The organism is Undibacterium sp. RTI2.2, from assembly GCF_035018705.1.
Taxonomy (GTDB): domain Bacteria; phylum Pseudomonadota; class Gammaproteobacteria; order Burkholderiales; family Burkholderiaceae_D; genus Undibacterium.
This window is the reverse complement of record NZ_JASJXN010000012.1, coordinates 23,622-49,826: the sequence shown is the minus strand read 5'-3', so window position 1 is coordinate 49,826 and position 26,205 is coordinate 23,622. Positions and strand designations below refer to the sequence as shown.

Annotated in this window: 26 protein-coding genes; 13 read left to right on the top strand and 13 right to left on the bottom strand. The window is 47.5% G+C overall.

The genetic code is table 11. The annotated features are described in order from the left end of the window. Positions 1-11: 11 nt before the first annotated feature. Complete coding sequence (recN, locus tag QN395_RS08620) at positions 12-1,658, bottom strand: DNA repair protein RecN (RefSeq protein ID WP_322121381.1); 1,647 nt, start codon at positions 1,656-1,658, stop codon at positions 12-14. A 99-nt stretch (positions 1,659-1,757) separates the two neighbouring features. Further along, the gene (locus QN395_RS08615; RefSeq protein ID WP_322121382.1) at positions 1,758-2,651 is read right to left on the bottom strand and encodes an NAD kinase; all 894 of its coding nucleotides are present in this window, start codon (positions 2,649-2,651) and stop codon (positions 1,758-1,760) included. Between the two features lie 282 nt (positions 2,652-2,933). Between QN395_RS08615 and QN395_RS08610 the strand changes: the two genes are divergently transcribed. Continuing rightward, positions 2,934-3,635, top strand: coding sequence for an HAD family hydrolase (locus QN395_RS08610; RefSeq protein ID WP_323492018.1), 702 nt, complete (start codon positions 2,934-2,936; stop codon positions 3,633-3,635). A 146-nt stretch (positions 3,636-3,781) separates the two neighbouring features. On the opposite strand, the gene QN395_RS08605 is transcribed toward QN395_RS08610, so the two are convergent. The 10 genes from QN395_RS08605 to QN395_RS08560 form a co-directional block, all read right to left on the bottom strand. Next, positions 3,782-5,794, bottom strand: a complete 2,013-nt coding sequence (locus QN395_RS08605) for an alpha/beta fold hydrolase (RefSeq protein ID WP_323492017.1) — start codon at positions 5,792-5,794, stop codon at positions 3,782-3,784. Between the two features lie 179 nt (positions 5,795-5,973). Then, a complete protein-coding gene (locus QN395_RS08600; protein WP_322121385.1) occupies positions 5,974-6,975 on the bottom strand; it encodes a copper resistance D family protein in 1,002 nt (333 codons plus the stop codon). After that, complete coding sequence (locus QN395_RS08595) at positions 6,976-7,350, bottom strand: copper resistance protein CopC (RefSeq protein ID WP_322121386.1); 375 nt, start codon at positions 7,348-7,350, stop codon at positions 6,976-6,978. Between the two features lie 70 nt (positions 7,351-7,420). After that, positions 7,421-8,860 (bottom strand): copper oxidase, encoded by a 1,440-nt coding sequence (locus QN395_RS08590; RefSeq protein WP_322121387.1) that lies wholly within the window; start codon positions 8,858-8,860, stop codon positions 7,421-7,423. Between the two features lie 9 nt (positions 8,861-8,869). Next, the gene (locus QN395_RS08585; protein ID WP_322121388.1) at positions 8,870-10,378 is read right to left on the bottom strand and encodes a TolC family protein; all 1,509 of its coding nucleotides are present in this window, start codon (positions 10,376-10,378) and stop codon (positions 8,870-8,872) included. Between the two features lie 175 nt (positions 10,379-10,553). Beyond that, positions 10,554-11,105 carry a hypothetical protein gene (locus tag QN395_RS08580; protein ID WP_323492016.1) on the bottom strand — a complete coding sequence of 184 codons (552 nt, stop codon included), beginning with the start codon at positions 11,103-11,105 and terminating at the stop codon, positions 10,554-10,556. 184 nt (positions 11,106-11,289) lie between these two features. After that, positions 11,290-12,024: an arsenical resistance protein ArsH gene (gene arsH / locus QN395_RS08575; RefSeq protein WP_322121699.1), complete on the bottom strand. Its 735-nt coding sequence runs from the start codon at positions 12,022-12,024 to the stop codon at positions 11,290-11,292. Continuing rightward, on the bottom strand, positions 11,993-12,430 hold the full coding sequence (arsC, locus tag QN395_RS08570) for an arsenate reductase (glutaredoxin) (RefSeq protein WP_322121390.1): 438 nt from the start codon (positions 12,428-12,430) through the stop codon (positions 11,993-11,995). The genes arsH and arsC overlap by 32 nt, the downstream gene beginning before the upstream one ends. A 112-nt stretch (positions 12,431-12,542) precedes the next feature. Next, the gene (locus tag QN395_RS08565) at positions 12,543-13,250 is read right to left on the bottom strand and encodes an MIP/aquaporin family protein (protein ID WP_322121391.1); all 708 of its coding nucleotides are present in this window, start codon (positions 13,248-13,250) and stop codon (positions 12,543-12,545) included. Then, positions 13,247-13,618, bottom strand: a complete 372-nt coding sequence (locus QN395_RS08560) for a metalloregulator ArsR/SmtB family transcription factor (protein WP_322121392.1) — start codon at positions 13,616-13,618, stop codon at positions 13,247-13,249. The genes QN395_RS08565 and QN395_RS08560 overlap by 4 nt, the downstream gene beginning before the upstream one ends. 449 nt (positions 13,619-14,067) lie before the next feature. Here QN395_RS08560 and hrcA point away from each other — a divergent pair, with 449 nt between their 5' ends. Together hrcA and QN395_RS08550 are read left to right on the top strand one after the other, a co-directional pair. Then, positions 14,068-15,087 (top strand): heat-inducible transcriptional repressor HrcA, encoded by a 1,020-nt coding sequence (gene hrcA, locus QN395_RS08555; protein WP_322121393.1) that lies wholly within the window; start codon positions 14,068-14,070, stop codon positions 15,085-15,087. A 39-nt stretch (positions 15,088-15,126) separates the two neighbouring features. Continuing rightward, positions 15,127-15,546 (top strand): response regulator, encoded by a 420-nt coding sequence (locus tag QN395_RS08550; protein WP_322121394.1) that lies wholly within the window; start codon positions 15,127-15,129, stop codon positions 15,544-15,546. A 54-nt stretch (positions 15,547-15,600) separates the two neighbouring features. Here QN395_RS08550 and fur read toward each other — a convergent pair whose 3' ends face one another. Next, the gene (fur, locus tag QN395_RS08545) at positions 15,601-16,038 is read right to left on the bottom strand and encodes a ferric iron uptake transcriptional regulator (RefSeq protein ID WP_322121395.1); all 438 of its coding nucleotides are present in this window, start codon (positions 16,036-16,038) and stop codon (positions 15,601-15,603) included. A 350-nt stretch (positions 16,039-16,388) separates the two neighbouring features. Here fur and QN395_RS08540 point away from each other — a divergent pair, with 350 nt between their 5' ends. The 10 genes from QN395_RS08540 to QN395_RS08495 all read left to right on the top strand — a co-directional run bounded on the left by QN395_RS08540 (position 16,389) and on the right by QN395_RS08495 (position 26,059). Then, positions 16,389-16,994 carry an outer membrane protein assembly factor BamE gene (locus QN395_RS08540; RefSeq protein WP_322121396.1) on the top strand — a complete coding sequence of 202 codons (606 nt, stop codon included), beginning with the start codon at positions 16,389-16,391 and terminating at the stop codon, positions 16,992-16,994. A gap of 13 nt (positions 16,995-17,007) precedes the next feature. After that, positions 17,008-17,823 carry a 4-hydroxy-tetrahydrodipicolinate reductase gene (dapB, locus tag QN395_RS08535; protein WP_322121397.1) on the top strand — a complete coding sequence of 272 codons (816 nt, stop codon included), beginning with the start codon at positions 17,008-17,010 and terminating at the stop codon, positions 17,821-17,823. 160 nt (positions 17,824-17,983) lie between these two features. Then, on the top strand, positions 17,984-18,652 hold the full coding sequence (locus tag QN395_RS08530; RefSeq protein WP_323492015.1) for a MotA/TolQ/ExbB proton channel family protein: 669 nt from the start codon (positions 17,984-17,986) through the stop codon (positions 18,650-18,652). Positions 18,653-18,728: 76 nt separating this feature from the next. Then, the gene (locus QN395_RS08525) at positions 18,729-19,178 is read left to right on the top strand and encodes a biopolymer transporter ExbD (RefSeq protein WP_322121399.1); all 450 of its coding nucleotides are present in this window, start codon (positions 18,729-18,731) and stop codon (positions 19,176-19,178) included. A gap of 92 nt (positions 19,179-19,270) precedes the next feature. Continuing rightward, positions 19,271-21,964, top strand: a complete 2,694-nt coding sequence (gene leuS, locus QN395_RS08520; RefSeq protein ID WP_323492014.1) for a leucine--tRNA ligase — start codon at positions 19,271-19,273, stop codon at positions 21,962-21,964. Positions 21,965-21,981: 17 nt separating this feature from the next. Further along, positions 21,982-22,542 (top strand): LPS assembly lipoprotein LptE, encoded by a 561-nt coding sequence (gene lptE, locus QN395_RS08515; RefSeq protein ID WP_322121401.1) that lies wholly within the window; start codon positions 21,982-21,984, stop codon positions 22,540-22,542. A gap of 3 nt (positions 22,543-22,545) precedes the next feature. Beyond that, a complete protein-coding gene (holA, locus tag QN395_RS08510) occupies positions 22,546-23,562 on the top strand; it encodes a DNA polymerase III subunit delta (protein WP_322121402.1) in 1,017 nt (338 codons plus the stop codon). A 156-nt stretch (positions 23,563-23,718) separates the two neighbouring features. Then, positions 23,719-24,984, top strand: coding sequence for a glutamate-5-semialdehyde dehydrogenase (locus QN395_RS08505; RefSeq protein WP_322121403.1), 1,266 nt, complete (start codon positions 23,719-23,721; stop codon positions 24,982-24,984). Between the two features lie 19 nt (positions 24,985-25,003). Then, complete coding sequence (locus QN395_RS08500; protein WP_322121404.1) at positions 25,004-25,426, top strand: CopD family protein; 423 nt, start codon at positions 25,004-25,006, stop codon at positions 25,424-25,426. A gap of 30 nt (positions 25,427-25,456) precedes the next feature. After that, positions 25,457-26,059, top strand: a complete 603-nt coding sequence (locus tag QN395_RS08495) for a 2-hydroxychromene-2-carboxylate isomerase (RefSeq protein WP_322121405.1) — start codon at positions 25,457-25,459, stop codon at positions 26,057-26,059. Positions 26,060-26,205 lie beyond the last annotated feature (146 nt).

Sequence of the window (26,205 nt, the reverse complement as noted above, 5' to 3'; positions counted from 1 at the left end):
AGTTTTTTAAATTAAGATGCCAGCAATTCTCTGGCATGTTTGCGCGTGGTTGCGGTGATTTCCAGTCCGCCCAACATGCGGGCAATTTCTTCTACCCGTTGTTTGGAATCGAGTCTGGCGATCTGTGAATGGGTTTTGCCATCATCACTGTTTTTGCTGACTTCAAAATGTTGATTGGCCTGACTTGCGACTTGCGGTAAATGAGTCACACAGAGTACTTGCCGGTCCTGCCCTAAACGTTTTAGCAGACGCCCGACGACTTCGGCAACACCGCCACCAATGCCGCTATCCACCTCGTCAAAAATCAGTGTCGGCGTGGCGGTCGCGCACGAGGTGATCACTGAGATTGCCAGTGAAATCCGCGCTAGCTCGCCACCGGAGGCCACCTTTGCCAATGATCTTGGTTGTACACCAGCATGACCCGCTACTTGAAATTCGATTTGCTCCAGGCCGTAACTGGCTGGTTCACATTTAGATAAAGCGATCGCAAACGACCCGCCACTCATACTCAGATCTTGCATTGCTGTCGTTACTGCTGCAGATAATTCTTGGGCTGTCTGACGACGTGCTTTGGATAACTGTTGTGCATTTTTTTTGTAGGTGGCAAACGCTTTTTCTTCCTGCGCTTTGAGTGCCTGAATATCTGATGCATCTGCCAATTGAAGCAACTGTTCGGACAAGGTCGCAAACTCTAAATGTAAGGTCTCAGGCGTCACATGAAAGCGGCGTGCAGTGGAATGAATGCTTTCCATCCGCGCTTCTACCGTACGCAAGCGTGCCGGGTCAAGTTCGATCCGGCTCAGATAATCATTTAATGCATAGCTAGTTTCTTGCAAGTTGATGCGGGCAGAATCTAGTACGTCAATCACAGGTTGCAGAGCAGGATCGTAATCCAATAATTTGGATAATTTTTGTTGCAACGACGATAGCTGCGACAGCATAGGGTGATCGGATTCGGTGATTAGATCGGCAGCTTCTTGCGCTCCTTCGAGCAGACTGGCGGCATGTGCCAGACGGCTATGTTCATGGCTGATGCTTTCCCATTCACCAGGTTGAATTTGTAGCTTATCGAGTTCTTTAACCTGCCATTCCAGACGTTCTTTTTCTAGCAAAACGTTTTTGGAGTCGCGTTCAAACTCCTCTCTTTGTTTGACCAGATTGCGCCAGGTTTTAAATAATTGTGCGACTTCTTGCGCGGATGCTTGCAAGCCACCTTGCATATCCAGCAGCGCCCGTTGCGCATCACTTTTAAGTAAAGACTGGTGTGCATGCTGACCATGAATGTCGACTAACAAATCGCCCAGTTCACGTAACTGTCCTGCGGTAGCGGTGATGCCGTTGATATAGGCTTTGGAGCGACCAGCGTTGTCGATCACCCGACGCAAAATGAGTTGATTGTCGTCATTAGCAAAGTCATGCTCCGTCAGCCATACGGATGAATTGGCGTCTAAAGAAAATTCTGCACAGATATCGGCACGAGCGGCACCTTCACGCACCATACTGGCGTCGCCACGTCCGCCTAAAGAGAGGCTGAGGGCATCAATCAAAATGGATTTACCAGCGCCGGTTTCGCCCGTGAACACGGTGAAGCCAGCAGAAAAATCGAGTTCTATCGCATCGACGATAACAAAATCACGGATAGCAAGCGTGCGCAGCATAAGGGGATTCGGTGTAAAAAAGAGATAACAAGAGGTGGAATGAATGCAAAAAATGCGCTGCTATCAACCGATAGCTGGTGTCGTTCTACGCTAGCTATTTTAACGTAAAGCGCCCTCTACTGACGGGTACTCATTCCAATGCAATTTCTGCCGCAAGGTGTCGTAATAGTTCCAGCCCTTTGGATGTAAAAAGGTGACCGTATGAGCGGATCGCTGGATCACGATTCGATCTTTGTAGATTAGGCTGGCGAAGGATTGCATATCAAAATTGACGCTGATATCTCGGCCTGCGACGATTTCAATTACGATCTCACTGGAGTCCGGCAACACTATCGGGCGATTGGACAGGGCATGCGGCGCAATTGGCACCATCACAATGCCGCTCAGGCTAGGATGCAATAAGGGGCCACCGGCCGAGAGCGCATACGCCGTTGAGCCAGTCGGAGTAGAAACGATTAGACCGTCCGAGCGCTGGTTGTACATAAAATGCTGATCGACATCGACCCGCAATTCCACCATGCCAGACCCGGTGCCACGCGATACCACAACATCATTAAATGCCATTCCGCTAAAAATCTGCTCGCCGTCACGGATCACAATACCTTGCAACAAACTGCGTTTTTCGGATTCATAATTACCTTCCAGCATTTCTGTAATGACGGGCAGCATGCGGTCCAGCGGGATATCGGTAATAAAACCAAGCCGCCCCTGATTGATACCGATTAGCGGCACATTGTAGGGGGCAAGCTGGCGGGCGATCCCTAACATTGTGCCATCGCCACCGAGGACAATCGCGGCGTCAGCGTTTTTCCCGATATCAGGTACCGACAGCACGCTAAATCCTTCTACTGAGATATTTTGTGCAGTCTCTTCGTCGAATACGACAGTGTGACCGGCCTGGCCTAAAAAATCGGCTAGCTCAGTCAAGGATTCGATAATGCCTGCGGCGTTATATTTGCCTATCAGTGCGATGGTTTTAGACGAAGAGGTCATAAAGGTTGGTAATGTGAGCACGGATGACGGACTGAAAACCTGTAAAAACCCCATAATCGAGCGCCCCGCGTTGTAGGTGTTGCAAAGCCTTAAAGCCTCGCAATACCGACGTATTGCTTTGTTTTGTGCCTAGCGCGGCATCTCGATTAAAGGATTTTAGAAGTTTCCGATTGACTCAGATTAGACCATAATTGCGTTTGATTTGGATATTCCAAATAGCGACAAGCCTCTGCAATTCGCTGTAAGTGGGCGAAATTCCCAAAAAATAGATGAGAAGTGACGATGAGTAGTCCTAAGATTCAGGCAGTGCTGTTCGATTTAGACGATACCTTGTGGCCCGTCGCACCAGTGATTCAATATGCCGAGGCGAGCTTATACCAGTGGATGATGTTTAATACGCCAGAAGTAGCACAACATTATTCGATCGACCGCATGCGCAGTTATCGCGAAAAGCTGGTCAAAACCAATCCGCGCTTCCAATATGATTTGTGGTCGCTGCGCCACGCATTGTTATCGAAATTGTTCCAGGAATTTAAAGTTGATGTGGTAAAGGCTGATGAAGCTATGGCGGTCTTTGCCGATGCCCGTAACAAAGTCAGTCTCTATGATGACGTAGTACCGGGTTTACAGGCGTTGAGCAAGCGCGTCAAACTGGGTTCCATTTCAAATGGCTTTGCCGATTTGCATGTTATTGGTCTGGCGCCTCATTTCCATGTTTCATTCGCAGCCCACAAATTTGGCTGCGCCAAGCCCGATCCAAGAATCTTTAGTGCTGCATGCAATGCCTTAGATTTGTCACCAGAACAGGTGATGTATGTCGGCGATGACTTACTCTTAGATGTAGAGGGCGCGCAACGCGCCGGTATGCAAGGCGTCTGGATGAACCGCCACCAAGTCGCACAAGACAAGCCACATCATGCACATATTAAGCCAGATGCCGTGGTAGCGAGTGTGCATGATGTGCTAGCGATGTTTTTGGCTTGAGCGTATTGACTCGATGTTTGAATCAAAATGCTGCGAATCTAAAAAAACTTAACCACTGTATTTTGATAGTTGAGTAGTTAGACTCGATCTGATAGTCGCCGATATAAAGGTAATCAGTGATTAGATCGAGCGCTCATTCACCTATATTATTTACCAATATTGGCGTCTAAAAAGTGGTCTACTTTGTTCCAAAAATCTAATCGGTTTTTGACCAATCCCCAGCCATGACCTTCCTCAACATATTCAATCCACTCAACTGATGAGTTTGTCTTGCGGACGGCAGCTAAGAAGTCTTTCCCATGAGCGATAGGAACACGTCTGTCTGATCCACCATAAGCAAGCAGCAGCGGTTGCCGAATACGATCTGCTATTTCAACTGGTGAAGTTTCTTTTAGTTGGGCTGCGTCTTTTACTTTGTCGCCAATTAATACAGGCATTCCGTAGTTTTGCCATTGAGCGTCGGCATCGCTATTCCAGTTTGACTGGTACATTAAGTTTAAATCCGTTACACCAACCCAATTCACGCCACAACGAAATAATTCTGGATTTTTTGCTAGTCCCATTAGTACCGCATATCCGCCATAACTAGCCCCAGCGATACAGATACGTTTCGGATCGGCGATTCCTTGTTGTATCGCCCATTTTGTACCATCGGCGATATCATCTTGCATAGCAAGGCCCCATTGTTTCCAGCCTGCTCTGAAATGTTTATATCCGTAACCGGTGCTACCACGGAATTCTGGCTGCAATACCGCATAGCCTTTAGACGCTAAAAACTGTACTTCCGGATCCCAGCCCCAGTTTACTCCGCGAACAAACGGACCGCCATGCACTAAAACCACCATGGGTAAATTTTTATTGGCTTTGCCTTGAGGCAATGTTAAATAAGCCGGAATTTCTAATCCATCTTTTGCTTTGTATCGCACCATATCTTGTGCTGCCATTTTCTTTGATTCTATGTCGGGATGTTTTCCTCCAATTAAATCTAACTTCTTAGTTGTTATATCGTAAATTAAAAATGTTGCTGGCTGCACATCTGAGTAGGAGCGTATTAGAACATTCTGACTCACTCCATTCCTTGAGATGGATAAGTCGTTGATGGTATTTGGTAATAAAGTATCGATCGACGTTTGAATTTTTTTCATTTCTTCATCAAACCAGATCGTTGATGAAGCATCATTTTCGTAACGAACGCCCAACAATTTTTTCTTGGAGAAATCAAAAATCATTGAACCGTCAAAATCGTAACCAGTAATTGAAACCAGTGGGTTAGGATCAATAGCATTCTTCTCTAAATCAAAACGGTATAAAGCACTTGTATCGTGACCGTTTCGAGCGGTTACATATAATGATCCGTCCGGGCCGAAAAAAAATGGCGTGAAACTTCCTTCTTTGAAGGTATTGAATTGAGATAATTGACGCCATTTTTCTGTTTTGGGATCGAGATAGTAAATGGTGCTGACACCCTCGTTTGTAGTTATATTGATGCGCGGAGTACCAAATTGATCAATCAACCATTCTTTGCTATCCCCAGGTCTTGTTATGCGTTCAACGGCTCCGGTTGTTGTGTCTAGTCGTATTAGCGACAATGCTTTTAAATCATAAACAGCATCCCAAACCGGATGCACGACAAATACACTATTTGATCCCTTACTAAAATCGACGGAATAAAAATAATTGTCTGCGCGCAAAATGCGGCTTTTAATGATGGTTCCAGTAGTAAATTCTTCTCCCCAAACACGATCAACTAAGGTTCTTGCCCCTGATCCATCACGGTTTATCGCATACAGACCTGGGAAAAATCGATTATCACCGATGCCTACATTCTTATCCTTCGTACTAAATACCAACCTGTCATCATTTACCCAATGAAATTCGTCGATATCTGCATTGCTGAAGCCACTAATAATTTTGGACGATTTTGTTGCTAGATCTACGACCGCCAATTGCATACGTCCACTTTTTGTTGCAACTAATACCCCCAGATATTTTCCGTCTGGCGATAGGGCGGCTTTATCTAATTTTGGATTTTCAAAAAAAATGTCAACAGAGGTTTGTTCTGCGCTAGCTCGTGAATTTGATGCTGTTGAAAATAAAATGACACCAATTATCGCAATAGTAAAAATTAATTTACTCCGGCCAATGAAATTACTAATCATAAATTTTGATTTGATTTTTTGAAAAAGAAATCAATCATAGCCGAGGATAAATAATGTTTTTATGTAAAGTTAATTTATTTTCACAATACTGCAAATTAAGACCAATAGTGTCGTTAATCAGTAACGAAATATATTGGAATTTGGCGCTATTAATCAAGCTACTAACTTAGCTATCCGCATTAACTAGCCGATGGTGGCGAAGTCGAACTGAGTATCGCCGCAACAAAAATGACGATCAACAAAATGATCGCTTCTGCTTGCAGTATTAAAGTAAACCGCCGCTCTGTCGGATGTTGCTTAGATTTTTCTAATGCCTGCAGTAAATCAGGCATCACATAAAAACGGTTATATCCGCCTAGTGCTGCGGCACCAATTACCAGTGCAATTTTAAGTAGCAGAGTAATGCCGTACGCACTGTCTGTGATTGCGCTGACACTGTTGACGTCACCTAGCCCTCGCCATACGTTTAGGCCACCGGTTATAAAAATGCCGACTAACCCCCAGCTAGCAGAGTGCGACAGTGCAGTGACATAACTAACGCAATCGCGTCGGTGATCTTGCAGCGAGCCTACCGGTTTGGCGAGCACGCTCAATCCCGCGATCAGTACTTCTCCAACCCATAAGCTGACCAGTAGCAGATGCACCCAATCGATCATCACTGACCAGGTGAAATCACCGGATATCACCGCATGACTAACGACACTGCGGCTGTAAGCAAATACTCCGATGCAGATTGCGAGGATGATTTTTTGAGTCCGTAAATACTGATGAGATGTCGTTCGTTTCGATAGGAATATATTGATAAAAACGACCATGACCAAGGCGGAAGCGCCGACCAAATAAGCGTATCCAAAATGGGTACTGGTTGCCAGTGCGATGCCGGCATCCCATGACGCTAGTAGCGGCAGTTCAGCCATAACCGCAGCTTCTATCCACAGTGCGCCGGTACTGGCGAGTAGTGTGATGATTGTCGAGATTGTCAGGATGCGCTTCAAGCGTGACGCAGCAGTAAGTGCCCAGGATGATGGTTGCCTTGTTAATCCCGCAAGGCTCTTCCGGTTGCCTCCCCAGCTAAGCCCAGAGCTAAGCCAGACTTGTGACGCCAGCGCGCCAAGCATAATCGCAAATGCCAGATTTAACGCCCAGGTAGCCAGATGCTGTATCACTCCTATTTCTGCCACTTACTTCACCTTAAAGCTAAATGTGCCTTTGGTTTTATGACCGTCTTGCGTCATGACTGTCCATTGCACCTGATAGTCTCCTGCGGACAAGTTGGGTACAGCAACCGAGATGATTTTAGGATTGGTTTTATCAACGATACTTTTGTCTAAAGCCAGCGCGTTTTTTTTGGCATCTAGCAATTGTATTTTGCTGAATGTCTCTTCCAGATTTTCATTAAACTGGATACGGATTTCTTTTGGTGACTGATCTAGCACCTCGGCCGCTTTCGGTGATGACGATTCCAGTTTGCCATGCGCATGCGCGTGCAGCGAGGTAAGTCCTGCCAACAATAAAAAGCTTGTGGCTACTAATTTTTTGATGTTTCTTGAGTTCATATTGAGTCCTGATGACGGATGATTAAGGATAACTAAATAGGGACAACTAAGTGAGGACAACCAAGATACCTTAAGGATGATGCATATGTCCCTCGGGCTTACGGATTTGTACTTCAATCTCTTTTTCAGGCTTGATGTTTTCTGGCGCCGCTTGAGTCCCTTCCGGTGAAAGACGTTTTGCCTCAGGCAGCGCGCCCACCCATTCAAATGCGACCGTACCTTTGGGATGCTGATACCAGCCCGGATCTTTATAGTCGCCCGCAGCTTGATTTTTACGTACTTTGACGACGCTAAACATACCACCCATATCGACAGAACCAAATGGGCCGTCGCCCGTCATCATCGGTGCGGTGTTATCCGGTAGTGGCATTTGCATCTGGGCCATATCCGCCATACCACTGTCGCCCATTGCCATGTATGCAGGCACTAAATCGGTAATTTCCTTTGCGACTTTGGCGTGATCAACGCCGATCATGGTCGGTACGGTGTGCCCCATGGCATTCATGGTGTGATGCGATTTGTGGCAATGAAATGCCCAGTCACCTTCTTCATTGGCGACAAATTCGATCTGACGCATTTGTCCTACCGCGATATCGGTAGTGACTTCTGGCCAGCGTGCGGTTTTCGGGATCGCCCCGCCGTCGGTACCGGTGACCTGGAACTCATGTCCGTGGATATGAATCGGATGGTTCGTCATCGTCAGATTGCCGATGCGTATTCTTACCTTGTCATTTTTGCGCACGACCAAGGGATCAATGCCGGGGAAAATCCGGCTATTCCAGCTCCATAAATTAAAATCCAGCATCGTCATAATCTTAGGCGTATAAGCCCCGGGATCGATGTCGTAAGCATTCAACAGAAATACAAAATCACGATCAACCTCATCGATTAGAGGATGTTTCGTTTTAGGATGGGTAATCCAAAATCCCATCATGCCCATCGCCATTTGCACCATTTCGTCGGCATGCGGGTGATACATAAAGGTGCCGGGACGACGTGCCACAAACTCATAGACAAAGGTTTTTCCGGGCTGAATTGACGGCTGGGTCAGACCAGATACACCATCCATCCCATTGGGCAGGCGTTGCCCATGCCAATGTACGCTGGTATGTTCTGGCAAACGATTTGTCACAAAAATCCTTACCCGGTCGCCTTCAACGACTTCGATCGTCGGGCCCGGCGATTGACCGTTATAACCCCATAGATGTGCTTTAAAGCCGGGTGCCATTTCACGTACGACTGGCTCTGCGACCAGATGGAATTCTTTGATGCCATTATTCATCCGCCAAGGCAGCGTCCATCCATTGAGTGTCACCACCGGGTTGTAAGGTCTGCCCGTAGTCGGGTGTAGTGGCGGCATGGTATCCGGTGTGATTTGTGTGGCTGGTTCGGGCAATGCGGCCATGGCCACTTTGCTCACAGAAGCGCCGGTAACTGCGGCGGCGATGGTGCCTGCCACAGCGCCAGCCATCGTACCCATACCACTTAAAAAATGTCGACGATTGGTCATAATAATTCCTTAGTGTTCTGCGGCAGAACCGGAGACAGAGATCACTGTGGATTGTGATGAAATCATGCTGGGCTTGCCAGTCATGCTCATCTCCAGATCCGCTTGTGCTAGCCAAAAATCTTTGAGCGCATCGATCGCGCTATTGACGCTGGTAATTTGTGAGCGCGCATCGGCCAGCAGATCAAATACGCTGATAAACATGCCGTTATAGCGGAGTTGATTCTCTTGTGAAATACGTTTTTTTAAGGGAACGACCTCATCCCGATAATGCCTGGCGATGTCATAACTGGCGCGATAGTTAGCATAGGCTTCCCTGATTTCAGAGCGGGCTTCCAAAGCAGTCTGGTTGGCTTGATTGACTGCCTGCATGTAGAGCGCCTCCGCTTTGGCAGTACGTGCCGTGCCCCAGTCAAATAGTGGTAACTCTAGGCGTACTTCATAACCATGTTGCGTCGCTTGTTGGTTGGAGGTATTTCGTACGCCACCGAGCTCCAGTACGTTGATAAAGCGGGTAACTTTGTTCAAGCCCAAACTCTCTGCTAACTGCTGCGTATTCAGCTTAGCTGCCTGCACATCCAGTCGTTGGACAACGAGCTTGTTTATCACCGTTGCTTCTTCATCCGATTCAGTCTTAACATCAGTCAGAGTCAAAACATCGGGAAGATCAGGTAAGCGCTCAGGTAGTTTGAAACTCGTTACGCCAGTATTTTCCTCACTGAATTGATCTATTCCAAGCAAGCGAATCAAACGCTCGCGACTGCGGATACGGGCTTGATCCGCACGCGCCAAATTGAGCGCTGCGTCGGAATAAAAGCTGAGTTCACGCGCCTCTTGCAGGGAATTAAAGTTGCCCGCTGCTTTCATGCGCTTGGCCAGTTCTGCGCCGGCTTCGGCAGATCTTTTGACTTGTTGAAGATAGCGTACCGACTCTTCTGCTGCCACTGCGATGAAGTAGGCTTTACGGGTTTCTGCCGCCATGATCAGCATCTCCATCATGACCTGACGCTGGGTTTGCTCAAAGCGATGACGCTCCATTTTGCTAGTGAGTGGCATCGCAATCAAGCGGGCAATATTGAAGCTGATGCCCCGATCAAATTCAACTTCATCACCGCGTCGCAAGCGGCTAAAGCTGAAACCAGGATTGCTCATGCGACCTGCCTGTACCAGATCAGATTCAGCAATGCCCAACGTATCAAATGAGGCCTGCAAGCCTTTGTTATTCAGCAGCGCGAGTTGCACCGCCGCGTCAACCGTTAATGCTTGAGCGAGTAATTCTTTATTGCGGTCGTTGACTTGCTGCCGGTCTACATCACTTTTAATCCACTGCACGTTTTTATGCAGTTTGTCGGTAGCTGTTTGTTGTACAACGGCGAAGCCACCGTCCTGGCTAAATGAGGCGCAGGCAGAGAGCGTGATGCACGCCGTAAATGCCGAGCAGCGTTTTATGTAGCCGCGCGATCGCTTTGGTAATAGATAAATAATGTCCCAATATGCATAGGACGATTTCAGGTAATTCATGCGATACCTCTTGGTTAGTCATCCAGCGAATGGTAGAAATTCCCATTGATGGAGACAGAAAAAAGTAGATTAACTATGGCTTATTTAACTATGGCTTATAGTTTTGGGCTTACAGCATGCGAGTGCTGACACTGTATGACCGCAATGACAAATTGCGGACGCGACAAGACACTGCTTAAGCGAAAAATCGAGGAGGGCGCTCTGGACCGTTGGTAATAAATCCAACGTGGGAGATGGTTTGAAAAGCGATACGTTCAGATGCGGCTGCATTGACTTGCGGTTTGATCGCATCACTCAGAATCACAGCACCGACACAGCAAGCGGCGCAGGCACTACATTTATGTTTGACCGATAGATTGGTATCGCCACTGTGGTGGCTATGGCTATTGTTGCTGGCTGTATTACTCACAGTATTACTTAATGCATTGTTCACCTGATCGCTTAGCATATCGTGATGCATTTCATCATGCATAACTTGCTGATCTGATGGACTTGCGTGTTGTTGCATTGGGTGTGATGGGTTCATATGATGCTGACTGCCGCACATCAGCATAGACGCCGCCGCCAAACCTTGCAGCGGGATCGCAATCATCAATATCCATAATAAGAATAGTCTGACGGGCTTTTTCATATGGCGACGATTATAGCGGGAAAATACGCTAGCGGACATCGCGCCAGTGTTGATGCGATTCCATTTGGTTTCTGTTTTGATCTCAGTCCGCTGCACAATTGCCTATGGGTTATTAATATACTGTCATATGTATATATAGAGTGTCCATATAAAGTCTGGACGATAAGAGATATTTTATAAAAAATAGGGGGAGTATATTTTTTTACGTAAGAATGTAGTGCTGGATGATTTTGCCGTATGTCGGTTAATTCAGATGGACGTCACGTTTTCTAATCGGTCTTTATATCGATCCTTGGTTCACACGTTTAGACAAAGCCTCGGCACTCTCTTTACGTTCGCTGTATCGATCCACCAGATACGGTGCGACATCGCGGGTCAGCAGCGTGAACTTCATCAACTCTTCCATCACATCCACCACACGGTCGTAATACGCTGATGGCTTCATCCGTCCCGCATCATCGAATTCTAAAAATGCTTTGGCGACTGATGATTGATTGGGTATCGTCAGCATACGCATCCAGCGACCCAAAATGCGCAACTGATTGACAGCATTGAACGATTGCGATCCGCCGGAAACTTCCATGACTGCCAGCGTTTTACCCTGTGTCGGACGCACAGCGCCGATTGACAGAGGAATCCAGTCTATCTGCGCTTTCATAATCCCGGTCATCGCGCCATGGCGTTCTGGCGAGCACCAGACCATGCCTTCCGCCCACAAAGATAAATCACGTAACTCTTTGACCTTGGGATGATCCTCTGGCGCGCCGTCCGGTAAAGGCAAGCCTTGTGGATCGAATACGCGTACCTCACCACCCATCGCTTCTAACAAACGAGCCGCCTCCAGCGTTAGTAATTTGCTATACGAGCGCTCGCGTAGCGAACCATACAACAGTAAAAAACGCGGCGCATGTGTGGCAGGCGCTGCGGGTCTTAACTGTGTATTGTCAGGTACTGTAAATAAGTCCTGATCCAGATTAGGCAGATCATTTAGCTTGGACACGGCGAGCCTCGTTATCAATCAATTCGATCACTTTTTCGCCATCTTCTTTGACGAATTCACCCAGTTGCGGTGACGGTAAAATATCTAACACCAGTTCGGACGGTCTGCATAGCTTAGCTCCCATTGGCGTGACGACAATCGGGCGGTTGATCAGGATGGGATGGGTCAACATAAAGTTGATTAGCTCATCGTCAGTCCATTTGCTGTCGTCCAATTTGAGCTCTTCGTACGGCGTCCCTTTTTGTCGTAGCAAGTCACGTACCGGGATGCCCATGGCCGCAATTAACTCCAGCAATTTATCGTGACTTGGCGGCGTGATCAGGTATTCAATGACTTCTGGCTCGATGCCGGTATTGCGTATTAAGGCCAGCGTATTGCGCGAGGTGCCGCATTTGGGATTGTGATAAATCGTGATCGTCATGGAAGTCCGCCTAGGTAATTAAGTGATTAAGTAATTAAGTAATAGTTAGCTTAAAAAATATTGCGAGTAGCCGGAATGATTTAAGCAAAATCGTTGGGCGCAAGCTTGCTTGCTATGCTTTTACTTCTGACAGCGGTGCTGGATAAAGCCAGCAAAATAGCAGCGTTGCAGCGGCCGCCCCCAGCAACTGAGCAGCGATAAAGCCCGGCGTATCTGCCGGTCTGATTCCTGCAAAGGTATTGCTCGCGGCACGCGCCAGGGTCACTGCCGGATTGGCAAACGAGGTCGAGGAGGTGAACCAATACGCTGCTGTGATGTAAGCGGCAACGGCAAATGGCGTTGTATTAGGCTTGCTGCGCGAGCAGCCGATGATGGTGGCAATCAAACCAAAGGTCGCAACAAACTCACTCCACCACTGGCCAGCGCCAGTTCGTACATGTGTTGATGCAAAAAATAATGGATCATCAAACATGTAATGTGCAGCTGCCACACCCGCAAATGCCCCCACAATTTGAACGGCGATATAAGCTAACAATTCTGATGAGGGCAAATTTTTTTGCCATGCTTCGGATAGGCTGACTACCGGATTAAAATGCGCACCCGATACCGCGCCAAACATCAAAATCAAGGCAACTAAACCAGCCCCGGTCGCTATCGCATTCGCCAGCAGAGCGATTGCAACATTACCAGCGGACAAGCGTTCGGCCATGATGCCAGAGCCGATCACAATCGCGAGCAAAAACGCCGTACCCAGACCTTCGGCGACCAGACGTCGGGATAAGTTCGCTTTGATCCGATTATTAGCGGAGATTTGGGTCATAGGTTTGCAGTACTGCCGCGATTATTCTCTCGCTCGGTGACTTGCTGATCCATCGGTGCGCAGGTCGCATTTGGAGAGCAAGGATTTCCGCCACAGCAGTTTTCCGTCAAAAAGCTGATCAGATCATTCATCACCGTAAAATTGGCGGCGTAAATCATAAATCGCCCATCTTGTTGCACCGTGATCAAACCGGCATGCATCAGCTCTTTTAGATGAAAGGATAAAGACGATGGCGCAATGCCAAGGAGTTCGCTGATTTTGCTGGCGATGACGCCGCTGGGGCCACTTTGGACTAGCAAGCGGAAGATCGCCAGGCGGGAATCTTGGGCAATCGCGGCGAGGGCGCTAACAGCTTGTTTCGTTTCCATATTTAATTCCCCTTGTTTTAACCCAGATTTTCCATTAGACCGCTACCACTTCGCAAAAAACGCAGACGGCGTGTAGTCTTCAGAGGGATAACACCACCGCGATTTGAGTGGGAGCGCTACAGCGACAATTGCACCTTTGGCGAACTGCCTGGCGTTGTTGCCCCTCCTGGCAAGATGCAGCTTGCGTCGTCGTCGCGTCTAGCCAGTCAGTCCGCCAAAGACACACTTGTCGCTGTTCCAATGGAAAATCTGGGTTTAATTTTCTATTTAATTTCGATAATTCTATATTAATTGAAATATCAAAGTAAACAGATATTATGAAGATGCAGCGAGGGAAAATTTGAGAATTGCATTAAAAGCACCAAATAATAAGCGTCTTGCTTCATTGCAAGCGAATATGGGTTTATATTTCTATGTCATTGATTACAACGCTCGCATAGAATACAAACATGCAACTCGATATTCGCGCACAAACATTACTTAAAGCTCTGGTAGAACGCTACATCGCTGATGGTCAGCCGGTGGGTTCGCGGGCGCTCTCAAAAATTTCTGGATTGGAGTTGTCTCCTGCCACCATTCGTAATGTGATGGCAGATCTGGAAGAAATGGGCTTTGTCGCCAGCCCGCATACGTCGGCGGGACGGATTCCGACCCCGCGCGGGTACCGCGTGTTTGTGGACAAACTACTGACCGTGCAGGAATTTGATGGCACTGCGCTGGAGTCGCGTATGCAAGCGAGCGTGTTTTCTAATTCCCCACAAAAAATTATTTCTAACGCGGCTCAGGTGTTGTCGTCGCTATCGCAATTTGCAGGTGTAGTCATGACCCCGCGGCATGAATCAACATTCCAGCAAGTCGAGTTTTTACGCTTATCTGAAAAGCGGATTTTGCTGGTCGTGGTCGCGCCCAATGGCGAAGTGCATAACCGCTTGCTGCTGACCGATGTTGATTACAACTCCTCGCAATTGGTGCAGGCCGCGAATTATCTGAATCAAAATTTTGGTGGATTGAGTTTTGAAGACGCTCGCTTACGTATCAACACTGAATTACGCCAATTGCAAAACGATATGACGCGCCTGATGCAAGCGGCGGTCGAAGCGGGCAGTGATGCGATGTCAGATCAGTCGGACGAGGTGGTGATTTCGGGCGAGCGCAATTTGCTCAATGTGCAGGACTTGTCGAATAATATGACTTCTTTGCGTAAGTTATTTGATATGTTCGAGCAAAAAACCGGACTGATGCAATTGCTGGACGTGTCTAGTAAAGCGACCGGGGTACAAATTTTTATCGGAGGCGAATCGCAACTCGTACCGATGGATGAAATGAGTATTGTCACTGCGCCTTATGGCGTGAACGGTAAAATTGTCGGCACGCTTGGGGTGATAGGGCCAACTCGTATGGCTTATGAACGTGTTATTCCTATTGTTGATATCACTGCAAAGCTACTCTCAAATGCGCTAAGTCAATAGCCGATATCCAGTATCCAAATTCCAAATAATGAGGTTGTTATGAACAACAAAAATATCTCTGTTTTAATTGTTGACGACAATGATATGACTCGTGAGGTTTTACGGGTAGTACTGCGCAGCGAGGGTTATAACGTCGTTGGCGATGCTTCTGATGGTGGGTCGGGTTTGGAAATGGCGATCAAACTCAATCCGCAAATTATTCTATTGGATGTAGTTATGCCTAAAATCGGCGGCTTAGAAATATTGCCAAAAATGAAGGAAGCATTGCCAAATGCGATGATTTTGATGGTGACTGCGAATAAAGATCAAGCCACGGTGACGGAGGCTGTTAAAGCCGGTATTCACGGCTATATCGTAAAACCTTTTAATTCACAGCGAGTGATTGATGCAGTGGCAGGGGTAGTAGAAAAAATTCGTAAGCAAAATGCTAGCAGCGAAAATACCAGTAGCGACGTTTGAGTACGAATTTGATCAGTAAATATCAGTAGAAGCTGATACTTGTGTTCTCATTTTTTATGATTTGCGATTTCTGTGTTCGCAATTTTGTTTGGTGCAATGACCATACATCGCTAGCGAATGTTCAGCAATAGTAAAGCCACGCTCCAGTGCAACGGCATGTTGTTGCTTCTCAATTTGCTCGTCATAGAACTCTTCTACCAAACCGCAGTCCAAACAGACCAAATGGTCGTGATGCGAACCTTCGTTTAGTTCAAAGATGGCTTTGCCGGTTTCAAAATGATTACGATTTAACAATCCGGCTTGTTCGAACTGGGTTAAAACCCGATATACCGTCGCTAAACCGACATCCATATTTTCATTCAGCAGAATTTTATAAACATCTTCCGCTGTCAGATGGCGAACTGGGCTACTTTGGAAAATTTCTAAAATTTTCAGCCTTGGCAAAGTCGCTTTCAGGCCGCTGGATTTGAGATTGGGAGTGGTATTCGTCATGTTTTCGGTCAAAAAGAGTGTATCTGCTTTATGATATCGGGTTTAGAGCTTAACTCAAAGCGAATCTCAGCATAATCCCGGCGTAATTTCAGGGTGGTTTTTTGGGGTTTTAATCGACGTATATCAAGCTTGCATCAGTGAGTGATTTCATTATGCTGCTTTATTCTAAGATTCTTTCGCGCTGTATTTGTGTTCTTTGTGTAGGCTCTCACTTAAGTTGCCACCTAAGTTACTACCCAAGTAACGCCAAAGTTAAACGTAATAAATTAGTAAGTAAGATTGATATAAGCTGTTTGAATTAATTATTTTTTGCAAACTGTACACCGTTGCACATCACATTGAGGTTATTTATGCGATTGTTGTTTTCTGAAGTATCCCGAGGTACCGCGCAAGGTTTGACTGCTCTCGCTTTGGCGTTTGGTGTAGTTGGTGTCTCTGGCTGCGCTATGCTCAATCCTATGGTGGATACACCGCCAGTGACCAAGCTCCCTAGTTCCACTGACTCCGCAGTGACGGATGCTGGTAACAAAGACGGCGCCAAACTCAATTCTGCTGATGGCGCACAAAAAACGACGCCAACAGGCGTATCCAAATTTTTAGGTTACATCTCGCCTTACCGGATTACGATTCAGCAAGGTAACTTTGTCTCGCAAGAAATGGTATCGCAACTTAAAGAAGGCATGACCCGTGAGCAAGTCCGGTTTTTGCTGGGTACGGCATTATTGACCGATATGTTCCACGAAGACCGCTGGGACTACCCGTTCCGTTTATTAAAGCCGAACGGCGAATTACTCACCAGCCGCGTGGCGGTATTTTTTAAGAACAATACTGTGCAACGTTTTGAGGGTGGTAATTTGCCCAACGAAAAAGACTACTTAGCCAATATTACGACTTCTGCAATTGGTGTGAGAGCTGAATCTTCTATCCTGACGACGGATAAAGATAAGAAAAAATAATCAAGGTATTCCGATGACAGTATTAAAAATCGCCGTGACCGGTGCATCTGGTCGCATGGGTAAAATGTTGATCGAGACCATCACTGCGGCAGATGATGTTGCACTGGTCGGCGCACTGGATTTGCCTGGATCGCCTGCTTTGGGGGCTGATGCCGGTGCCAGTTTAGGCAAGCCAGTTGGCGTTTTAATTGAGTCTGATTTGTCGACGGCTTTGGCAGATGCTGATTGTCTGATCGACTTTACCCGTACTGAAGGCACCTTAACGCATCTGGCTTACTGCGCGGAACATGGCATTAAAATGGTTATTGGTACGACGGGTTTTGATGATGAAGGTAAAGCAGCGATTGCCGCTGCAGCGCAAAAAACGGCGATTGTATTTGCGCCGAACATGAGTGTCGGCGTGAATGTGACGTTGAAGTTGTTAGAAATGGCAGCCAAGAATTTTGCGCAGGGCTACGATATAGAAATTATCGAAGCGCACCACCGTCATAAAGTTGATGCGCCCTCCGGTACCGCATTAAAAATGGGCGAAGTCATCGCAAGTACACTAGGTCGTGATTTGAACGAAGTCGGCGTGTTCGCACGAGAAGGTGTCACCGGCGAACGTGACCCTTCTTCGATCGGCTTTGCCACCATTCGTGGCGGCGATATTGTCGGCGACCATACAGTGATGTTCGCAGGGATTGGTGAGCGGGTAGAAATCAGCCATAAATCGTCTAGCAGGATTAATTATGCCCACGGCAGTTTGCGCGCAGCACGGTTTTTGGCGGATAAGAAAACTGGTTTGTACGATATGTTTGATGTGCTGGGTTTGAATTCAGTAGCTTAGTAGGAGTTACGCAAAACCGCGCCAGCCGCGTTGCAGCGACTAGCCGTATTAAAGTACTGTCTTCGTCGCGATGCGTTTCCGGGACAATTTTGCGTAAGTTCTATTTTGGAAACACAGAGACTATTTAATTTATTAACCGACGATCTTTTTAACGAGTCCTATGATTTTTGATTACTGGTCCCAAGTTGATGAAATAAGCCACGCAGTAGCTTATTTTTTGATGGCGATGTCCCTCGTCAGCTGGTTCATTATTTTTTATAAAACCTGGTCGTTTTGGCGCGTTCGCAAAACCGCGCCAGTTGTTGAGTCTTTTTGGAAAGCGCCAAATATCAATGATGCGCTTAGCCTGATCAGTCATGCTGATAGCGAAGACATTTATGCTTCTCTGGCGAGAAGAAGTATGGCGGCTGCGGACCTAAAACTCTCTACAGAACCAGCACGCGCTAGCGCAGGACTTAATACTAATTCTGCTACAAGCGACATTCTTACCCGGGTTTTGCGGCAAGAATTAAACCGTGTTACGGTCAAACTGGAATCTGGCTTAAGTATTTTGGCCTCCATCGGAGCGACTGCACCTTTTGTCGGTTTGCTCGGCACGGTGTGGGGTATTTTTCATGCGCTGACGACGATTGCAAATAATGGTGCCGTGCAGATCGCGCAAGTAGCTGGTCCGGTCGGCGAGGCATTAATCATGACGGCATTAGGTTTGATGGTGGCGATTCCTGCGGTATTGGCCTATAACGCTTTTAACCGTATGAACCGTATTACCATGGCAGAGCTAGATGCTTTTGCGCATGATCTGCATGCACACCTTAGTCCGCGCGGATAAGAGCGTAACTCGGCTAACGTCAGCAATAAACTAACCACAAGCTTGCCAACGTAGTAAATAAAAATCTCAACGCATTATGGCCTTCGGTAAATTCAATCAGGCAAGTGACTCGGCAGCAAAAACACCGGCTGCTATGGCCGATATCAACGTCACACCGATGGTGGATGTCATGTTGGTATTGCTGGTAATTTTTATCATTACCGCCCCTTTGATGACACAAGCTATCAAGCTTGAATTACCTATTGCAAAATCAAATACGGCCCCCCAATTGCCAAACAACATCACCATCTCATTTGACTCTAAAGGCGTTTTATATTGGGATAAACAGGTCATTACTTTTAAAGATTTAAACGTAAAATTAGCAAAAGCAGCACAAAAATTACCGCAGCCAGAATTGCAATTGCGTGCCGATAAAGCAACTCGCTACGAGATCATTGCCCAAGTGATGGCGGCAGCCCAAGAACAAGGTTTGGGTAAAATTGGTTTTGTGACTGAGCAGCCAGGCCAACCACTCGATCAAAAGTAATCTACAGCGTTATCCTTAATCAGGATGCCACCTGAACCAGTTATAATCAAAGGTTCAAAAGATCCCCTCGCATTTAGAAAATATAGCCCGCCATGCAAGAAAAATACAGCTTAGTTTATAAACCAGCCGACATTGAGCAATCTGCGCAATCCCATTGGAAAAAAATAGACGCTTACAAAGCGGTGGAGAACGATCCACGCTTCCCAAAAGGGAAGTACTACGCTTGTTCTATGCTGCCTTATCCATCAGGTAAATTGCACATGGGGCACGTGCGCAATTACACGATCAACGACATGCTGGCGCGTCAATTGCGCATGAATGGTTACAACGTTCTGATGCCGATGGGCTGGGATGCTTTTGGTTTGCCGGCAGAGAACGCTGCAATCAAAAACAAGGTGCCGCCTGCCAAATGGACTTACGATAATATCGCCTATATGAAGACCCAGATGCAAGCTATGGGTCTGGCGATTGACTGGTCACGCGAAGTAGCGACTTGCTCGCCTGAATATTACAAATGGAATCAATGGTTGTTCCTGAAAATGCTGGAAGCTGGCATTTGCGAACGCCGTACGCAAGTAGTGAACTGGGATCCGATTGACCAGACCGTGCTTGCAAATGAGCAGGTGATCGACGGGCGCGGCTGGCGCTCCGGTGCTCTGGTCGAGAAGCGCGAAATTCCAGGCTACTACCTGAACATCACCGACTACGCGGAAGAATTGCTGTCTGCAGTCGCCAATCCGGAAGATCCGAATTACCTGTCCGGCTGGCCAGAGCGCGTGCGCCTGATGCAGGAAAACTGGATAGGTAAATCCGAAGGTGTACGTTTTGCCTTCACACATGACATCAAGGACGCCACCGGCGCATTGATTCAGGACGGCAAGATGTACGTGTTTACGACCCGTGCCGATACCATCATGGGCGTGACCTTTTGTGCGGTGGCACCGGAACATCCGTTGGCAATTCATGCTGCTGCCAGTAATCCGGGACTCGCTGCCTTCATCGAAGAATGCAAAAAAGGCGGTACGACCGAAGCAGAAGTTGCAGTGCGTGAAAAAGAAGGGCAGCCAACGGGACTGTTCGTCACGCATCCGTTGACAGGCGCGCAAGTTGAAGTTTGGGTCGGTAACTATGTGTTGATGAGTTACGGCGATGGCGCGGTCATGGGCGTGCCTGCGCATGACGAGCGGGACTTTATTTTTGCGAAAAAATATAATCTGCCGATTAAACAAGTAGTCGCTGTAGAAGGTGAAACCTACTCCACCGATGCATGGGCAGAATGGTATGGCGACAAGCAACGTGGCTTGACCATTAATAGCGGAGACTCTAACGTTGACCTAAATGGATTGACCTGTAGACAGGCGGTCAGCAAGGTCGCCGAATTAATGTCAGCCAAAGAATTAGGCGAAAAGAAAACTACCTGGCGTTTGCGCGATTGGGGCATCAGCCGCCAGCGTTATTGGGGCACGCCTATCCCTATTATCCATTGCGATGCTTGTGGTGTGGTGCCAGTGCCGGAAAAAGATTTACCCGTTGTGTTACCAGAAGATTGCATTCCTGATGGCTCAGGCAATCCGCTAAATAAACGCTTAGATTTTTTGCATGTTGATTGCCCAAGTTGCGGCAAGCCAGCTAAACGAGAAACGGACACCATGGATACCTTCGTTGATAGTTCCTGGTATTTCATGCGTTATTGCGACGCGAGTAACGACCAGGCCATGGTTGCGGAAGGTAGTAAATACTGGATGCCGATGGATCAATACATCGGCGGTATCGAACATGCGATTTTGCATTTGCTGTATGCGCGCTTCTGGACCAAGGTCATGCGTGATCTGAAGTTGATCGATGCGCACGAACCGTTCGCCAAATTGCTGACGCAAGGCATGGTCTTGAAGGGCGCGTTTTTCCAAAAACCGGAAGGCGCAGGCAAGAATTATTTCTGGGAAGAAGAAGTCAACGTCATCACCAATGAGCAAGGTCAGATCACCGGCGGAACCTTGAAGTCGGATGGGTCAGCACTCGAATACGAGATGACTACCATGTCTAAATCCAAGAGTAATGGTGTCGATCCGCAAGAACTCATTAATCAATACGGTGCAGATACAGCACGTTTGTTTGTGATGTTTGCCTCGCCACCTGAGCAGACTTTGGAGTGGAACGACTCTGGTGTTGAGGGTGCGCATCGCTTCTTGCGCCGGGTCTGGACTTTCGGTTTTAAAAATGCTGAGTTATTGCGCCCTGCAAGTTCAGTCAGTACTGACTTAAGTACTGACTTAAGTTCGAACTTATGTGCCGACAGCAAAGCGCTACGCCGCGAAGTACATATGATTTTGCGCCAGGTAAGCTATGACTACGAACGTATGCAATACAACACGGTCGTGTCCGGCGCGATGAAATTATTGAATACGATCGAAGCCTTTAAGCAAGAAGGTGCTGGTCATGCAGCGGTTTTGAGTGAAGCCTTTGGTGTCTTGTTGCGTGTTTTATATCCGGCATGCCCGCACTTGACCCATGTCTTGTGGGAAGAGTTGGGTTATGCCGCTTCTTTCACCGATATTCTCAATACCCCTTGGCCCCAAGTCGACGAAGCGGCTTTGGTACAAACAGAAATCGAAATGATGATCCAGGTCAACGGCAAGCTACGCGGTAGTATCACGGTAGCCAAAGATGCGGATAAAGCGACGATAGAAGCTTTAGCCTTGGCGAATGAGAGTGTGCAACGTTTTGTTGAGGGTACGCCGAAAAAGATCATTATCGTACCGGGTAAATTAGTCAATATCGTTCCTTAATATAGACGGGTAATTTTATGATCGTTAATTCGAAAGCGGGCGATATGCGTAATGAGAAAGACTCTACAACAAGGTCTGATTGGATGCGGAAATTGCTAACCTTTTTCAGCATCGCGTCAGTTGCTGTAATTTTGTCCGCCTGCGGCTTTGCGTTGCGTGGTCCGGTGACTTTTCCGTTCTCTAGTATTTATATTAGCTTGCCAGATACCTCACCGCTTGGTGGTGAGTTGCGGCGGAATATTCGTGCCAATGGCAATACCGTGATTTTTAACGATGTCAGAAGCGCCGATGTGGCATTAGAAGTTTTGGCAGAAACACGCGAGAAAGTGATCTTGTCTTTAAATAGCCAAGGTCGTGCACGTGAATACAATTTGTTGTACACATTTAAATTCCGTGTGCGCGACAAGGCTGGTAAAGAGTTGTTAGAGCCAACCAGCATCCCACTCAAGCGCAATATCACGTTCAACGAATCTGCAGTCTTGGCGAAAGAGTCTGAAGAAGCTCTGTTATACCGTGATATGCAAAGCGATCTGGTGCAGCAAATCATGCGTCGCCTAGCTGTACTGAAGATGGAATAGCGTATGCAATTGCGCTTTGATGCAATCGATGCTCACCTGACTAAATCACTGGCGTCTTTGTACGTCATCACCAGTGACGAGCATTTGTTGGCATTAGAAACCGCGGACAAAATCCGTCGTGTCGCTAAAACACAAGGATTTCTGGAAAGAGAAATTTTAACTGTAGAGCGTAGTTTTAAATGGGGCGCTCTGCTGTCAGTGAATCAATCACAATCCTTGTTCGGCGATAAAAAGCTGATTGATTTGCGCATACCCACCGGCAAGCCAGGCAAAGACGGCGGCGCTGCACTACAAGAATATGTCAAGCATCTATCTCCCGATAATCTGACCCTGATTACCTTGCCAAAACTCGACTGGGCGACGCAAAAGGCTGCCTGGGTGACGAGCTTGCAGCAGGCGGCGGTGTATATCGACATCCCGATGGTGGAACGGGCACAACTGCCTAATTGGATCTCCTTGCGTTTATCTGCACAAGGGCAAAGCGCTGATCGGCTTAGTCTGGACTTTATCGCGGACAGAGTAGAAGGTAACTTGCTCGCCGCACATCAAGAGATTCAAAAACTCGCTTTGTTGCACCCCCAAGGCAAACTTAGTTTTGAGCAAATACACGACGCTGTTTTAAACGTCGCGCGCTACGATGTGTTTAAAGTCAACGAAGCCATGTTGGCTGGCAACGCCGCCAGACTGGTGCGCATGCTAGAAGGTCTGAAGGGCGAGGGCGAGGCCTTGCCGCTGGTACTATGGGCAGTTGCCGAAGAGATCCGGACTTTGCTTAAAATCAAGTCTGGTATGGCACAAGGCAAGTCGCTTGGCATGCTGCTGAAGGAATTTCGTATCTGGGGCGCGCGTGAAAAATTGATGGAGCCTGCGCTACGCCGGGTGAGTTTGGCGACCTTAGAGGCGGCACTGCAAGAGGCAGCGCAAGTCGATAAGATGGTCAAAGGTTTACGCGCCAAGGCATTTGCCGGTGACGCCTGGGATGCCTTGCTGCAATTAGGTCTACGTGTTGCCCGCGCATAGGATAAATACGTAAAAACAGGGGAGTATGTCTAATAAATGGCATTAACTTCCAGACAATATCTGGACGTTAAAATATACAGTGGGTAGTATATATCTTCTCTTAACTCACTTTTAAAGCGCAAGCAGACATAGACAGACCGAATTAAAAGAACTGATATGGATATCAAAACCTACATGAAAGACCTTGGCATACGCGCTCGTAAAGCGTCGCGCGCCATGGCAAAAGCAAATACGGCTGCAAAGAATCAGGCGTTGTTATTGATTGCCGCGGCGATCCGGCGCGACGCAGCGATTTTGCGCGGAGCCAATGAGTTAGATCTTGCTGCCGCCCGCACAAATGGGATGGAAGCGGCGATGCTAGATCGTCTGACCTTATCCGACAAAGCCATCGCCAGCATGGCGGAGGGACTGGAGCAAATCGTCAGTCTGTCAGACCCGATAGGCGAAATCTCGAATATGAAATTCCGCCCGACTGGGATTCAGGTTGGTCAGATGCGCGTGCCGTTGGGCGTGATTGGTATTATTTATGAAGCCAGACCAAACGTTACAGTCGACGCGGCAGGCTTATGCATTAAAAGTGGTAATGCCACAATTTTGCGCGGCGGTTCTGAGGCAATTCACTGCAATCAGGCACTTGCACAATTGGTCAAAGAAGGTTTAGCCGGTGCTGGTTTGCCATCCGACGCCGTTCAGGTAGTTGAGACTATCGACCGTGCTGCGGTGGGCGAGCTGATCACCATGCCAGATTATGTTGATGTTATCGTCCCGCGCGGTGGCAAAGGTTTGATCGAGCGCTTAATGCGTGAATCCAAAGTGCCAATGATCAAACATCTGGACGGCATTTGCCATGTGTATATCGACGATAAAGCAGATATGCAAAAGGCGCTGGATATTGCGTTCAACGCTAAATGTCATCGCTATGGCACCTGCAATACGATGGAAACCTTATTGGTGGCGCAAGCTATTGCAGCGCAGGTATTGCCCGCCTTAGCCAAACTCTACGCCAGCAAACAAGTCGAATTACGTTGCGACCCTGCTGCCGCAGCAATACTCAGCGACTATCCTCATTTGGCGGCTGCGAATGAAGAGGACTGGAGCACAGAATATCTGGCAGCGATTCTTGCTGTTAAAGTAGTCAAAGATATGGATGAGGCGATTGAACACATCAATCACTATTCATCGCAACACACTGAGTCCATCGTGACGGAAGATTACACGCGCGCCATACGCTTTCTGCGTGAAGTTGATTCAGCCTCGGTCATGGTCAATGCATCGACCCGTTTTGCAGATGGCTTTGAATATGGCTTAGGTGCAGAAATCGGCATCTCTAACGATAAACTACATGCACGTGGACCAGTTGGATTAGAAGGTCTGACTTCACTTAAGTATGTGGTATTTGGTAACGGCGAAGTTCGTCAATAATAAGTAACAGGAGAAATGCATGCTCTGGATTAAAGCACTACATATCGTTTTCGTGACGTCCTGGTTTGCAGGCTTATTTTATTTGCCGAGGATTTTCGTCAATCTGGCGATGGAGAATCAGCCGGTTACGACCGAGCGACTGCTGCTGATGGCCCGCAAGCTGTACCGGTTTATGACCATACTGGCCATTCCAGCGATAGGTTTTGGGTTGTGGTACTGGATTGCCACAGGTATCGGGCGTGGTCCCGGCAGCGGTTGGATGCATGCCAAGCTTTTTATTGTGGTGTTGCTGATTGGCTATCACCATGCCTGTGGCAGTATTCTGAAAAAGTTTGAACAAGGCAACAATAAACGCGCGCATACTTGGTTTCGCTGGTTTAATGAAGTGCCAGTCGTTTTGTTATTAGCTGTTGTGGTGTTGGTGGTAGTGAAGCCGTTTTAGTCCGCTCGTTAAATTCTCAAGGAAATATTGATGAACAGAGTTTGTGAATACTATTTTGCACCGCAGTCTCCTTGGGCGTATTTGGGGCATCAGCGCTTTGTTGATCTGGCAAAAAAACATGCAATCCGGATTGATCTTAAACCGATTGATTTAAGCAAAGTGTTCGCCACTTCGGGTGGTTTGCCTTTAGCTAAACGTGCAGCACAAAGACAAGCCTATCGTCTGACAGAAATGCAGCGCTGGAGTACGCATCTGGATTTGCCGATGAATTTGCAGCCGACCTTTTTTCCGGTCGCAGGCGATTCTTCTGCACACTTGATTATTGCAGCGCAATTGGCACACGGGACTGAGACCGCACTCAAACTGACTGGTGCGATCATGCGAGCGGTCTGGGCAGAACAAAAAAATATTGCTGATACGGATACCTTGGCCGCGTTAGCACTTGATTGCGAGCTCGACGGTAAAGCTTTAATCAAATCGTCAGAAACCGCCAGCGTGTTATCTGAGTATGAGCGCTTTACTAATGAAGCAATCGCCAACAATGTATTCGGCGTGCCTTGGTTTGTATTCAATGGCGAGAGCTACTGGGGGCAAGATCGCTTAGATTTTTTGGAGCGCGTTTTTCCGGAATAGTGGTTAGCAGTTGGCATTACGATCAATAGAATGAAGTAATGAGGCGAGCGAATGCTGCACGCACTCACCTTAGTTTTAGTGCTGAGAAGCAGATGTAAATACCGGCTAGGCAAGAGCTTTAGCCTTTAAAAATTAACTTGGATAAA